We start from the raw sequence: 13,767 nt of genomic DNA on the forward strand, positions 1-13,767 counted from the left end.
CGTCGTTCCGCCGTCCCTGCTCGTCCAGTCCCCGAAAGGCAGAGTCGCCTCATGACCTCGACGCATGCCCCCGCGCATCGAAGCCGGTCCACCACGGTGCCGGCTCAGGTCGCTCGCATCGCCGTGCTCGGCATCACCCTCGCGGTGACCGTGTTCATCGCACCGGTGCTGATCTCCCAGCAGTCCTGGATGTGGCTGGGGGTGCTGGTGCTCGCCGCGGCCGGGATCTTCGCCCTGTACTCGACCAAGCGCTTCGTGCCCGGGAAGTACCTCTTCCCCGGCACCTTCTTCCTCTCGGTCTTCCTGATCCTGCCGATCGCGCTCACCGTCGGGTACTCCTTCACCAACTACGGCGACGGCACCCGCGGGACCAAGGAGCAGGCTGTCGGCTCCATCGTCGCGAACTCCGTCCAGCAGAGCGCCGACGCCCCGCGCTACACGATGACGGTCGCGACGGCGGGCACCCCCACCGAGGGGCCCTTCGAGCTGTACCTGGTCAACCCCTCCGACGGCACGATCTTCCGGGGTGATGCCGAGACCGCGCTCGAGGAGGTCGACGCCGGTGACGTCACCGTGGCCGATGGCCGGGTGACCGAGGTCGACGGGCTCACCGTGCTGGACGCCGGCCAGGTCAACGCCGTCTACAACGAGCTGATGGAGCTCTCGGTCCCGGTCGACGAGTCCTCCGCGGTGCGTCCCCTGGGCGTGAACCAGGCGTTCGTGGGCACCACCGTGCTGCAGTACGACGAGGCGAGCGACACCATCGTGGACACCTCCACCGGTGAGGAGTACACCGTCGGCACGATCGGGGACGAGCAGTACTTCGTCGATTCCGCCGGGGAGCGTGCCTTCTCCCAGGGCTGGCTGCAGGACGTGGGGCTGTCCAACTACGAGCGGCTGTTCACCAACTCCACCGTCGCGGGGCAGTTCTTCTCGGCCTTCGTGTGGACCCTGGTGTTCGCGGCGGGCTCCGTGCTGCTGACTTTCGCGCTGGGCTTCGCCCTGGCTCTGATCCTCAACGATCAGCGGCTCACGGGCCGGCGGATCTACCGGTCGGTGCTGATCATGCCCTACGCGATCCCGGGCTTCATCTCGCTGCTGGTGTGGTCGAACTTCTACAACCAGGAGTTCGGGCTGGTCAACCAGACCCTGGGCCTGGACCTGAACTGGTTCGGCGATCCCACCCTGGCCAAGGCGGCGGTGCTGCTGACGAACCTATGGATGGGCTTCCCGTACATGTTCATCGTCTCCACCGGTGCGCTGCAGGCGATCCCGGACGAGCTGAAGGAGGCCGCCCGGATGGACGGCGCGTCTCCCCTGCAGGCCACCTCGAAGATCGTGCTGCCGCTGCTGCTGGTGGCCGTGGCGCCGCTGCTGGTCTCGTCCTTCGCCTTCAACTTCAACAACTTCAACGCGATCGAGCTGCTCACCGAGGGCGGTCCGTTCCCCGACGGTTCCGGCCGAGGCGCCACGGACATCCTCATCTCGATGGTCTACCGCATCGCCTTCGGCGGCTCCGGGGCCGATTTCGGCTTCGCCTCCGCAGTCTCCGTCTGCCTGTTCATCCTCACCGGTGTGCTGGCGGCCATCCAGTTCCGATTCACCAACGTCCTCGAAGACGTCAACTGAACCCGCGGAAGGGGTCCACCATGAGCACCACCACCGCCGACCGCGTCCCGCCGCGCCGACGACGCATGCCCTTCGGCCGCTGGTTCACGGAGATCGGCTGGCGGCACGTCGTCGGCGTGCTGGCGATCGCCTTCGCGGTCTTCCCGATCCTCTTCGTCCTCTCCGCCTCGGTGAACGAGAGCGGCTCCCTGTCCTCGGCAGGGCTGATCCCCACCCAGGGCGTCACCCTCGAGCACTACGCCGCGATGCTCAGCGGGGAGCGGGCGAACTTCCTGCGCTGGTACCTCAACACGATCATCGTGTGCGGGGTGGTCGCCGTCGGGCAGGTCTTCCTCTCCCTGCTGGCCGCCTACGCGTTCAGCCGCTTCCGCTTCCGCGGCCGCCGCGGCGGCATGCTCGCGGTGCTGCTGATCATGATGTTCCCCGCGATCCTGTCGATGATCGCGGTGTACACGATGATCGCGGACCTCGGCGAGGCGGTGCCGATGCTGGGGCTGAACACCCTGGCCGGCTACATCGCCGTGCTGATGGGCGGGGCGTTCGGCCAGGTCTGGCTCCTCAAGGGCTTCTTCGACACCATCCCGAAGTCCCTGGACGAGGCCGCCATCATCGACGGCGCGACCCATTGGCAGGCGTTCCGCAAGATCCTGGTGCCGTCGATGACCCCGATCCTGGCCACCACGCTCCTGCTCGCGCTGGTGGGGTCGATGAGCGAGTTCCTGATCGGATCGATCTTCCTCACCGACGATTCGAAGAAGACCCTCGCGGTGGGCATGTACGGGATGTTCTCCTCGGACCGCTCGAACAACCTGGGCGTCTTCGCCGCCGGGTCCGTGATGGTGATGATCCCGGTGATCATCCTCTACCAGTTCCTGCAGCGGTACATCGTGGGCGGTTCCACGGCAGGTGCCGTCAAGGGCTGAGGCGGCCGGATTCCCGATTACCATCGACCGCATGCCTGCTGCTTCCCCGACCGACCCCGGGTTCGACGTCGTCGTCCTCGGGGCCGGTCTGAACTCCCTGAACCTCACGATCGCCTTCCATCAGCAGTACCGGATGCGCTGCACCACGGTGGTGCGCATCCCGGTCGCGATGAACGAGCACACCGTCACCTCGGACCTGCTGGTCCTCGGGGCCGAGGCGAGCGATGAGGACATGCGCGACGCGCTGATCGACCTCGCCGCGCAGCGACCTGCCGGCCGGCCCGCGCTGCTGCTGACCAATGCGGACTCCCTGATCGACTTCATCGATCGCTTCCGCACGGACCTCGAAGCGCACTACCTCCTCGCCCAGGTCGACGGGGCGCTGCTCTCCCGCCTCGCGGACAAGGCGGAGTTCGCCGAGATCTGCCAGGAGCTCGGCATCACCACGGTGCCCACCGTGATCGTCGACTTCGCCCGCGCCGAGGAACCGGACTGGAACGGATTGGACGAGCTGCCCTGGTCCTATCCGGTGGTCGGCAAGGCCGCGAACACCGCGGAGTACCACCACGTGGAGTTCCCGGGGAAGCGGAAGGTCTTCTTCCTGGAGTCCGCGGCCGAGCAGCATGATCTGGTGCGGCGGCTGCAGGAGTCCGGGTTCACCGGGCGGTTCCTGTTCCAGGAGCTCATCGAGGGCGATGACACCGCGCAGCGCTCGATCACCGCCTACCGCTCCAGCCGCGGGAAGGTGACGCTGCTGTGCGCGGCCCAGGTGCTGCTGGGCGAGCACACCCCGGAGGCTCTGGGTCGCCCTGCGGCCATGGTCACCGGCGACTTCCCCACCCTCACCGCCGCGGCCGAGAAGTTCCTGGACGCCGTGGACTACGTCGGCTTCGCGAACTTCGATGTGAAGGTCGACCCGCGCACCGGCGCCGAGTGCTTCTTCGAGATCAATCCCCGCATCGGTCGCAACAACTACTACGTCACCGCCGCCGGGGAGTCGGTGGCGCGCCACGTGGTCGCCGATCGAATCCACGACCGCGACCTGACGCAGGTGGTGGTGACCGCGCCGGTCCTCTACACCATCCTGCCGCTGCGTCTGGTGCTGCGCTATGTGCGCGATGCCGCTCTGCATGCGCACGTGCGCCGCGTGGCGCGCAGGGGCCTGCGCAATCCCTTCCGGTACGGTCCTGAAGGTCTGTGGATGCGGGCGTACTCCGTCGCCTCCGGCCTGAACTTCGTGCGCAAGTACCGTGCCGTGTACCCGCGTCCCACCGACACCGGATTCTGAGCCCCGGTCCACAGTCCCCGAAAGGACTCCGCCTCCCATGCCCGACACTCCTCCGCATCCCTTCGCCGCATCCGCTCCCGAGGTGGACCTGGTGCTGCTGGGCGGCGACATCGGCATCTACGCCCTCGCCCGCGCCTTCCACGAGAAGTACGGCACCGTCGCGACCGTGGTGACCCGCAAGGTCGCCGGGCCGGTGGCGGACTCCTCGATCCTGCGCACGGTGGAGATCGGGATGGGTGCGTCCGAGGAGGACATGATCCAGGCGCTGATGCGCGTGGGGCGCGACAAGGCCGCCCGGCCCGGTGGCACCCGCCCCGTGCTGCTGGCCAATGCCGACTTCCTGGTCGCCCTGATGGCCGCCCACCGCAAGGAGCTCGGCGAGCTGTACCACCTGCCGCTGCTCGCGGACGAGGTGCTGCACGCGGTCGCGGACAAGGCGAGCTTCTCGCAGATCTGCACGGAGATCGGCGTCCCGACGCCGCGGACCGAGGTGCTCGACTTCTCCTCCGGCACCGCGCCGGAGCTGCCGGAGCTGGACCTCGGCTGGCCCCTGGTGGCGAAGGCCTCCCGTTCCTCCGCCTACAACGCGGTCTCCTTCCCGGGGAAGCGGAAGGTGTTCGAGATCGAGGACCGCCACCAGCTGATGGATCTGATCGCACGCCTGACCTCAGCCGGGTACCGGGACCGCTTCGTGCTCCAGGAGATGATCCCCGGGGACGACACCGCGATGCTCTCGGTGACCGCCTATGTCGACTCCCAAGGGGCGGTCACCCTGCTGGGCGGCGCGCAGGTGCTGCTCGAGGAGCACACCCCGGGCGCGCTCGGGAATCCTGCGGCGATGTTCACCACCGATCTGCCCGAGGTGTTCGATCAGTCGGTGCGCTTCCTCCAGCACTCCGGTTACCGCGGCTATGCGAACTTCGATGTGAAGATCGACCCGCGCGACAGCATGGGCAAGTTCTTCGAGGTCAACCCCCGGATCGGTCGGAACAACTACTACATGACCGCGGCGGGCGCGAACGTCGCCGAGCCCGTGGTCGCCGATCTGATCGAGGAGCGCGAGCTGCGTCGCCTGGTGCCTCGCGAGGAGATCCTCTACTCGATCGTCCCCTGGATGCTCCTGCGCCGCTACATCGTCGATCCTGACCTCCGGGCCCGTGTGCGCGAGATCGGCAGGCGCCGTACCGTGCACCCGCTGGCCTACGGGATCGAGGGGGCGAAGCGCCGGGCGTACGTGCTCGCCGCGAAGGCGAACCAGGTCAAGAAGTTCCTGCAGCACTACCCCCGCCCGTCGGCCGACGGGTTCTGAGCCGTCGAGTCCCGAGCCGAGGACTCCGGCGGCGATTCGACCTCGGCTCCTGCCACCGTGGTCGACATCGTCCGGGCGTCTGCCTAAGGTGGCTCCCATGACCCAGAACACCTTCGCCCTGACCTCGGACGCGACTCCCGCCGGCACGGACGTCGCACCCCAGCAGCTGGTCGAGAACCTCGGAGGGGAGAACCTCTCCCCCGACCTCACCTGGACCGATGCGCCGGAGGGCACGAAGTCCTTCGCCGTCACCTGCTACGACCCCGATGCTCCCACCGGCTCCGGGTTCTGGCATTGGGTGGCCTGGGACATCCCGGCCTCGACGACCTCGCTCCCGCTCGGGGTGGCCAGGGATGACGCCTCGCTGAAGCAGGCGCGCAACGATTTCGGCAATGTCGGCTACGACGGCCCCGAGCCGCCGGCCGGTGCCCCGCACCGCTACCAGTTCTCCGTCCACGCCCTGCCGGTGGAGACCCTGGGCGCGGATCCCGAGGACCCGCACATCGGCGCACGTTTCGCGATCTTCTCCCAGCAGCTCGCCTCGGCCTCGTTCACAGCCCGTTATCAGGTGACGCGCTGAAACACTAGGGGGAAACACTCCGCGACAGGTCGGGCGTGCCCCGTGCCCTGTCTCGAGGGCCGGTCGTAGGCTCGAGAGCATGAACGCCAGGACGATTCGCAGCGAGCGGCGAGCACAAGGATCAGACCTTGGTCTGATGCCTCTCATGCGCCCGGGTGACGCGGAGACGCGCTCGGGGTGCCAGGCTCGAGGGGTGAACGAGAACCGGACCTCCTCCGACCCGCATGCGTCGACCTCAGCGCAGCGCCCCCTGCGGGTGCTGATCACCACCGACTGGTGGGAGCCCGTCGTCAACGGCGTGGTCGCCTCCGTCCAGACCCTGCGTCGCGAGCTGCTCGCTCTGGGATGCGATGTCCGTGTGCTGACCCTGTCCCAGGGCCTGCGCACCCGCAGCGAGGAGGGGGTGTACCGGATCGGCTCGGTCTCGGCCTCGATGGTCTACGAGCGGGCACGGTTCGGGATGCTCTCCAGCCGTCGGGTGCTGCGTGACGTGCTGCGCTGGGCACCGGAGGTGGTCCACTCCCAGGCCGAGTTCTCCACCTATGTGTGGGCGCGGCGCATCGCCCGCACCCTGTCGGTGCCGCTGGTGCACACGTACCACACCATCTACGAGGACTACACCCACTACTACTCGCCCAGCCGCACCGTGGGCAGGAAGGTCGTGGAGACCTTCTCCCGTCGCGCCCTCGCCGCGACCGATGCCGTGATCGTGCCGACCACGAAGGTCGCGGATCTGCTCACCGGCTACGGGGTGCACCGGCCGCTGCACGTGATCCCCACGGGGCTGGACCTGCACCGCTTCCGCCCGGCGCGGTCCGAAGAGGAGCGCGCCGAGGTGCGCGCGCTGCGCGCCTCGCTCGACATCGCTCCCGACCAGCGCGTGCTGCTGTCCGTGGGGCGCCTCGCCAAGGAGAAGAACCTCGATGAGGTCCTCGAGATGGTGGCCTCGGCGGACAGGTCTGATGCCGTGCTGGTGCTGGTCGGCGACGGCCCCTATCGCGGCGAGCTGGAGGCGCGTGCCCGGGCGCTCGGCATCACCGAGCGGGTGCGCTTCGCCGGTGTGCAGGCACCGTCCGAGATCCCGCGCTGGTACCGCCTGGGCGATGTCTTCGTCGGCGCCTCGCTCAGCGAGACCCAGGGCCTGACCTTCATCGAGGCGATGGCGAGCGGGCTGCCTCTGCTGTGCCGCCGCGACCCGTCGCTCGCGAGCGTCGTGGTCGAGGGCTCCACCGGCTGGCAGTTCGAGAACACCGCACAGTTCACGGCCCGTCTGCACATGCTGCTGGATGATCCGCAGCGCCGGGAGCGGATGTCGCGTGCGGCCGTGGCGCATGCGCAGGCCACCTGCAGCGCGCAGGTCTTCGGGCGCGATGTGCTCGATGTCTACCAGCGAGCTCGGCAGCGGCGTGCCCCGCTGGTGATGATCCGCGAAGCGGTGCCAGCGTGAGCACCAGCACCGGTTCCCTCTCCGTCGTCCGCCCGGTTCCCGCTCGACGGGCATCCTCCCTCACGGCGACACGGCCCTCAGCGCCGGTCCGGGGATCGACCGCGGAGGTCTCCCACCCGCGCCGCGACCCGCTGCAGCTCGCCGCCCGGCTCTCCCCGCTGCTGGGGCTCGGTCTCAGCATCGCACTGGTGTGGTGGGGCCTGGAGACGGGCGTGCTGCACTCGCTGAAGAACCTGCAGGCCTTCATCGACTCGCTCGGTGCCTGGGGCCCGGTCGCGTTCCTGATCGTCTCCGTCGCCTCCGTGGTCTTCCCGATCGTGCCCGGCGGTCTGCTGGTGATCGCCGGCCCCGTGCTGTTCGGTGCCGTCGAGGGCACGATCTACAACTACCTCGCCGTCTGCGCCGGCTCCCTGCTGAACTTCCTCATCGCCCGTCATGTGGGGCTGGACATGATCGAGCGGATCTTCCGCCCGCGCACGGTCGAGAAGTTCCTGGGCTGGACCCGCAGCCCGCGCTTCACGCGTGCCTTCGCCCTCGCGATCGCGCTCCCGATCGCCCCCGACGACCTCCTCTGCTACATCGCCGGCACCACCCGGATGCGGTGGCGCACCTATGTCGCGATCATCCTGCTGTGCAAGCCGTGGGCGCTGATCGCCTACGGTCTGGGCATCAGTGCGGTCGTGATGCGATTCCTCCCCTGGTGAACGGACCCCTGACATGTTCATGAGATCTCGCGCCCTGCGGCGCTCCCGCGATGCCGGCTCCCTGCGACGCCGCGCCCCCGCCGCTGCTCCTCGCGCACCCCGAACTCCCCTCGCACCCACCGCCCGATCGGAACAGCCCGCGCGCCCCGAGGGGCAGGCCGAGGAACCGCTGCGGGTGCTGATGCCGCGCGGGCTCGCGACCCTGGCGCGCGAATCCGGCATCGGAGCCGCGATGCGCCATCAGGAATCGGCGGTGCGCTCCCTGGGTCACCAGGTGGTCACCAATCCGCTGCAGCCCTTCGACGTGGTGCATCTGAACACCCCGTTCCCCGACACCCCGCTGCTGGCGCGGTGGGCGCGGCTGCGACGGCGGCCGGTGCTGATGTGGGCGCACTCCACCGAGGAGGACTTCCGCGACTCGTTCACCGGCGCCAACCGGATCGCCCCGCTGTTCCGGCGCTGGATCGCGCAACTGTACCGCCGCGGCGACGCGGTGGTCACTCCCAGCACCTACTCCAAAGGGCTGATCTCCGCGCCGAAATATGGCATCCGGGCACCGATCCGGGTGCTCTCCAACGGGGTGGACACCGGTTTCTTCCGCCCCGATCCCGAGGCGCGGCCCCGGCTGCGGGAGTCGCTGGGCCTGCCGGCCGACGCGACGGTGGTGATCAGCGTCGGGATGCAGCTGGTGCGCAAGGGGATCCTGGACTGGGTGGAGCTCGCCCGGCAGCTGCCGGAGGTCACCTTCGTCTGGTACGGACGCACCGATCCCCGCCTGCTCACCGCGGAGGTCGAGCGCGCCCTCGCCGAGGCGCCCGCGAACGCTCTGTTCCCCGGATACGTGGGCGCGGAGACCCTGCGCGAGGCGTACTGCGGAGCGGACGCCTTCTGCTTCCTCACCAAGGAGGAGACCGAGGGGATCGTGCTGTGGGAGGCGCTCGCCTGCGAGGTGCCCGTCCTGGTGCGTGGGATCCCGATCTACCGCGACGCCATGCCCGACGGGGTGCTCACCCATCAGGTCAGCGGCGACGGCCCTGGCTTCGCGGGGCAGGTCGCCGAGAAGCTCAGCGCTCTTCTCGGCGGTGAGCTGGAGGACCTCGCGCCGGCAGGGCGACGCGCGGCCGAGGGCGTCGACCTGGAGCAGGTGGCGCAGCAGCTGCAGGAGATCTACCACGTCACCGGCGTCGTGCCCGCACGCCGTGCCCGGAGCGCCGCCCGGGGCCGGTGAGCGGCGGCGTCAGCGTCACGGCTCAGCGTCAGGACAGAGTGATCACGGCCGTCGCGTGGGCCGCCACACCACCACGGCGCTGCCTGTGGACCGGCGGCGCGGCCGCTCGCCGCGGCGCAGTGCACTGATCTCCCCGTCACGGTCGGCGGAGAACACCCGTCGCTGAGCGGGGGTCATCCGCTCGAGGGACTCCCGGACCGTGTCCAGCTGGTCCTCCAGCGCGGTGACCTCGTCCTGCAGCTCGAGGATCCGCTTGATGCCGGCGAGGTTGATGCCCTGCTCCTGGGAGAGGGTCTGGATCTCCTGCAGGCGGGTGATGTCGCGGGTGCTGTACCGGCGCCCTCGCCCGCGGGTGCGCTGCGGGATCACCAGACCCAGCCGGTCGTACTGGCGCAGGGTCTGGGGGTGCATCCCTGACAGCTCCGCCGCCACCGAGATCACGAACACGGGCGCCCTGTCGTCCAGGCGGTGCGAGCTCGGCATCAGGGGCTCCTTCCGAGGATCCGGTGGTGACGGTCGGTGGGCGGCGGACGGAACCGGGCCCGTCGGGCGGGCGAGGGTCCGGTCGGGTCAGCGGGCGGCGGCCTCGGCGAGCCCGGCGCGCGGGTCCTCCTCGGCCAGGGCCGTGCGCAGGTCCTCGACGGCCTGCTTCGCGGCGCCTTCCACGTGCGTGGGGACGGCGACCTCGACGGTGACGTGGAGGTCACCGGTCTTCTTGGAGGTGACCAGACCCTTGCCGCGGACCCTCAGGGTACGTCCGGACGGAGTGCCCGGCGGGACCTTCACCGACACCGTGCCACCGTCGAACAGCGGCACGGACAGCGTGGTCCCCAGCACCGCCTCGTCGAAGGAGATCGGCACAGTGAGCTTCAGATGGGTGCCGTCCGCGCTCCACACGGAATGCTTCCCCACCTCGAGGGTGAGCAGCAGGTCGCCGGCGGGGGCACCGCCCGGACCGGGCCGTCCCTTGCCGCGCAGTCGGATCTTCTGCCCGTCGTGCACCCCGGCGGGAACGCGGGCTGTGACGGTGCGACCATCGACGGTCAGCTTCAGATCGGTGCCCAGCGCCGCGTCGCGGAAGCTGATACGGGTACGGGCAGAGGTGTCCGCGCCCTTGGCCGGGGCCCGGTTCGGGGTGAATCCGGCAGGTCCTCCCCCACCGAATCCGCCGCCCTGACCACTGAACATCTTCAGCAGGTCGTCGATGTCGGGGTTGCCGGCGCCTGCTCCTGGAGCCGTGCGGGGGCCTGCCTGGCCGCCGCCGAACATCGAGGAGAAGATGTCCTCGAAGCCGGCACCGCCGGGGCCGCCCTGGCCGGCGGAGAACCTGGCACCGCCGGAGCCCATGGCGCGCAGGGCGTCGTACTGCTGGCGCTGCTCGGGATCGTTGAGCACCGAGTACGCCTCGCCGATCTCCTTGAACCGCTCCTCAGCCTTCGCGTCATCGGGGTGGTGATCGGGGTGGTACTTGCGGGCCTGGGTGCGGTAGGCCTTCTTGATCTGCTTCTCGTCGGCGTCCTTGGAGACGCCGAGGACGGCGTAGAAGTCCTTGTCGAGCCAGTCCTGCTGGGACATGTGCGTCTCCTTCCGGGAGCCTCGGATGTGTCATGGGGGCGACGGGGCGGGACCCGTCGGCCGAGGAGTCCGACCGACGGGTCCCGTCGCCGTCGAGGGGTGGGACCCGGTCTCAGGCTGTGCCTGCTGCCTGATCTCCTGCCGATAGCAAGCTCACAGCACGTCGATCAGGCGGGATCTGCTGCCTGATCTCCTGCCGATCGCAAGCTCACAGCACGTCGATCAGGCCGGACCCCGGGTGCCGACGCGGGCGGGGCGCAGGATCCGCTCGTTCATCGAGTAGCCGGGCTGCATGACCATCGAGATGGTCGTGCCCTCGGCGCCGTCGGCGTCCTCATGCATGAGCGCCTCGTGGAGGTTCGGGTCGAACTCCTCGCCCACCGCGCCGAAGCGCTTCAGGCCGTGGGAGGTGAGGACCTCCTCGAGCTTCTGCGCGATCGCGTGGAAGGGCGTGCCCTCCACGATGTCGCCGTGCTGTCGACCCAGCTCCACGTCGTCCAGGACTCCGATCAGCGAGCCCAGGACACCGGCGACCGCCGCTTCCTTGCTCACCTGCGCGGCGCCCTCGATACGGCGACGGGAATTGACGTACTCGGCCTGGTCGCGCTTGAGCTGTTCGGAGAGCTCGGTGACCCGGCCCTCGAGCTCGGCGACCCGTCCGGCGTCGGCCGGGAGCGAGGAGTCGTCCCCGCCCTGGCCCGCCTGCTCGAACAGCTCCGCTGCCTCGGCGTCGAAGGGGTCGACCGGCTCGTCGGTCCCCTGACCCTCGGCGGCGGGGGTGGCCCCGGAGGGACGGACGGAGCCGTCCTCCGGGTTCACCTTGCGCTTGTCGGTGAAGGAGAACCTCGGCTCGCCCTCAGGCCGCTGGGGGTCCTCAGGAGTGCTCCGGTCCTCGGTCATCACTTCTTCTCCTCGTCCTCGTCCACGATCTCGGCGTCGACCACGTCGTCATCGTCCGACGAAGGGGCCTCGCCCTCGGCACCCTGGGGAGCACCCTCGGCGCCCTCGGCACCGTCGGCCTGGGAGTAGATCGCGGTACCGACGGCCTGCAGGGCCTCGTTCAGCGCATCGCGCTTGGCCTCGAGGTCCTCGGTCGAGGCGTCCTCCTTCGCGAGCGCCTCCTTGGCCTCCTTGATGGAGTCCTCTGCCTTGGTCCGATCGCCGTCGGAGATCTTCTCCTCGTTGTCCTTGAGCAGCTTCTCGCCCTGGTAGACGAGCTGCTCGAGGGTGTTGCGGGCGTCGGCGTTCTTGCGACGCTCCTCGTCCTCGGCGGCGTGGGCCTCGGCGTCCTTCACCATGCGGTCGATGTCCTCATCGGACAGGGCGGAGCCGCCGGTGATCTGGATGGACTGCTCGTTGCCGGTGCCGCGGTCCTTGGCCGTGACGTGCACGATGCCGTTGGAGTCGATGTCGAAGGTGACCTCGACCTGCGGGATGCCGCGCGGGGCCGGGGCGATGCCGGTGAGCTCGAAGGTGCCGAGCATCTTGTTGTCCCGGGTGAACTGACGCTCGCCCTGGAACACCTGGATCGCCACGGAGGGCTGGTTGTCCTCGGCGGTGGAGAAGACCTCGGAGGTCTTGGTGGGGATGGCGGCGTTGCGCTCGATGAGCTTGGTCATCACGCCGCCCTTGGTCTCGATGCCGAGGGAGAGCGGGGTGACGTCCATGAGCAGGACGTCCTTGCGCTCGCCCTTGATGACGGCGGCCTGCAGCGCGGCGCCGACGGCGACGACCTCGTCCGGGTTCACGGACTTGTTGGGCTTTTTGCCGCCGGTGAGGTCCTTGACGACCTCGGTGACGGCAGGCATGCGGGTGGAGCCGCCGACGAGGACCACGTGGTCGATGTCGGAGACGGAGATGCCCGCATCCTTGATCACCTGGTGGAAGGGAGCCTTGGTGCGCTCGAGCAGGTCCGAGGTCATGTCCTCGAACTGGGCCCGGGTGAGCTTCTCGTCGAGGTGCAGCGGGCCGTTCTCGGTCATCGACAGGTACTGCAGCGAGATCGAGGTGGAGGTCGAGGCGGACAGCTCCTTCTTGGCCTGCTCGGCGGCCTCCTTCAGACGCTGCAGGGCGATGCGGTCCTTGGACAGGTCCACACCCTCCTTGTTCTTGACCTGGGAGGTCAGCCACTCCACGATCTTCTGGTCCCAGTCGTCGCCGCCGAGGCGGTTGTCGCCCGCGGTGGCCTGGACCTGGATGGTGGAGCCCTCCTCGTCCTTGCTCACCTCGAGCAGGGAGACGTCGAAGGTGCCGCCGCCGAGGTCGAAGACCAGGATCTGCTCGTCGTCCTTGCCCTTCTCCAGGCCGTAGGCGAGAGCCGCAGCAGTGGGCTCGTTGATGATGCGCAGGACGTTCAGACCCGCGATGGTGCCGGCGTCCTTGGTGGCCTGACGCTCGGAATCCGAGAAGTAGGCGGGGACGGTGATGACCGCGTCGGTCACAGCCTCGCCCAGGTAGGACTCGGCGTCCTTCTTGAGCTTGCCGAGGGTGCGCGCGGAGATCTCCTGCGCGGTGAACTTCTTGTCGTCGATCTCCTGGCTCCAGTCGGTGCCCATGTGGCGCTTGACGGAGGAGATGGTGCGGTCGACGTTGGTGACGGCCTGGCGCTTGGCGACCTCGCCGACGAGGACCTCGCCCTGCTTGGAGAAGGCGACGACCGACGGGGTGGTGCGGGAGCCCTCGGCGTTCGCGATGACGGTGGGCTGGCCACCCTCGAGGACGGCGACGGCGGAGTTGGTGGTACCGAGGTCGATTCCGACGACACGGGACATGGGTGCCTGCCTTTCTGCGACGGATGCGCCGCACGGGATCTGCACTACCGGCGAGTACCGGCGGCAAGACTTGAGCTGTACGGACTCAAGTAGAAGACCCTCGATCGTTGTTGTCAATCCGAGTGTCACTGAACTTGAGCACACCAGACTCAACTTCGGTCCGGACAGGTTCATTCCCAGGGCCTCGCGATATGTCCTAGATCACAGCTGCAGGTGCTGGGCATACCCGTAGGCCCAGAGCCCAAGTGGTCAGCTCCGAGTTCTTGGCCGGCGCGGGTCGGTCTCCGACGCATCGCGCAGTGGGCACCATGAC

The 13,767-nt window shown here is 68.9% G+C and carries 12 protein-coding genes; 8 read left to right on the plus strand and 4 right to left on the minus strand.

What is annotated here, in order from left to right; genetic code table 11:
* The first annotated feature begins 51 nt into the window (after nucleotides 1–51).
* The 8 genes from VF289_RS08030 (at nucleotide 52) to VF289_RS08065 (ending at nucleotide 9,108) form a co-directional block, all read left to right on the plus strand.
* Nucleotides 52–1,629 (plus strand): ABC transporter permease subunit, encoded by a 1,578-nt coding sequence (locus tag VF289_RS08030; RefSeq protein WP_330882867.1) that lies wholly within the window; start codon nucleotides 52–54, stop codon nucleotides 1,627–1,629.
* 20 nt (nucleotides 1,630–1,649) lie between these two features.
* Entirely contained in the window at nucleotides 1,650–2,552 is a 903-nt protein-coding gene (locus VF289_RS08035; RefSeq protein WP_330882869.1) for a sugar ABC transporter permease, read from the plus strand.
* Nucleotides 2,553–2,583: 31 nt separating this feature from the next.
* Nucleotides 2,584–3,840 (plus strand): carboxylate--amine ligase, encoded by a 1,257-nt coding sequence (locus VF289_RS08040; protein ID WP_330882871.1) that lies wholly within the window; start codon nucleotides 2,584–2,586, stop codon nucleotides 3,838–3,840.
* A gap of 37 nt (nucleotides 3,841–3,877) precedes the next feature.
* Nucleotides 3,878–5,149, plus strand: coding sequence for a carboxylate--amine ligase (locus tag VF289_RS08045; protein WP_330882873.1), 1,272 nt, complete (start codon nucleotides 3,878–3,880; stop codon nucleotides 5,147–5,149).
* Between the two features lie 97 nt (nucleotides 5,150–5,246).
* Nucleotides 5,247–5,729, plus strand: coding sequence for a YbhB/YbcL family Raf kinase inhibitor-like protein (locus tag VF289_RS08050; protein WP_330882875.1), 483 nt, complete (start codon nucleotides 5,247–5,249; stop codon nucleotides 5,727–5,729).
* A 193-nt stretch (nucleotides 5,730–5,922) separates the two neighbouring features.
* Nucleotides 5,923–7,176, plus strand: a complete 1,254-nt coding sequence (locus VF289_RS08055; protein ID WP_330882877.1) for a glycosyltransferase — start codon at nucleotides 5,923–5,925, stop codon at nucleotides 7,174–7,176.
* The gene (locus tag VF289_RS08060; protein WP_330882879.1) at nucleotides 7,173–7,880 is read left to right on the plus strand and encodes a TVP38/TMEM64 family protein; all 708 of its coding nucleotides are present in this window, start codon (nucleotides 7,173–7,175) and stop codon (nucleotides 7,878–7,880) included. The genes VF289_RS08055 and VF289_RS08060 overlap by 4 nt, the downstream gene beginning before the upstream one ends.
* A 13-nt stretch (nucleotides 7,881–7,893) precedes the next feature.
* Complete coding sequence (locus VF289_RS08065; RefSeq protein ID WP_330882882.1) at nucleotides 7,894–9,108, plus strand: glycosyltransferase family 4 protein; 1,215 nt, start codon at nucleotides 7,894–7,896, stop codon at nucleotides 9,106–9,108.
* A 42-nt stretch (nucleotides 9,109–9,150) separates the two neighbouring features.
* Here VF289_RS08065 and VF289_RS08070 read toward each other — a convergent pair whose 3' ends face one another.
* From VF289_RS08070 to dnaK, 4 genes are all read right to left on the minus strand, one after another.
* On the minus strand, nucleotides 9,151–9,591 hold the full coding sequence (locus tag VF289_RS08070; protein WP_330882884.1) for a heat shock protein transcriptional repressor HspR: 441 nt from the start codon (nucleotides 9,589–9,591) through the stop codon (nucleotides 9,151–9,153).
* A gap of 87 nt (nucleotides 9,592–9,678) precedes the next feature.
* Nucleotides 9,679–10,683 carry a DnaJ C-terminal domain-containing protein gene (locus tag VF289_RS08075; protein WP_330882885.1) on the minus strand — a complete coding sequence of 335 codons (1,005 nt, stop codon included), beginning with the start codon at nucleotides 10,681–10,683 and terminating at the stop codon, nucleotides 9,679–9,681.
* A gap of 222 nt (nucleotides 10,684–10,905) precedes the next feature.
* Nucleotides 10,906–11,583: a nucleotide exchange factor GrpE gene (locus VF289_RS08080; RefSeq protein WP_330882887.1), complete on the minus strand. Its 678-nt coding sequence runs from the start codon at nucleotides 11,581–11,583 to the stop codon at nucleotides 10,906–10,908.
* Complete coding sequence (dnaK, locus tag VF289_RS08085) at nucleotides 11,583–13,454, minus strand: molecular chaperone DnaK (RefSeq protein ID WP_330882889.1); 1,872 nt, start codon at nucleotides 13,452–13,454, stop codon at nucleotides 11,583–11,585. Before dnaK ends, VF289_RS08080 begins: the two co-directional genes overlap by 1 nt.
* Between the last annotated feature and the right edge of the window lie 313 nt (nucleotides 13,455–13,767).

It is taken from the genome of Brachybacterium sp. (assembly GCF_036379615.1).
Classification (GTDB): Bacteria; Actinomycetota; Actinomycetes; order Actinomycetales; family Dermabacteraceae; genus Brachybacterium.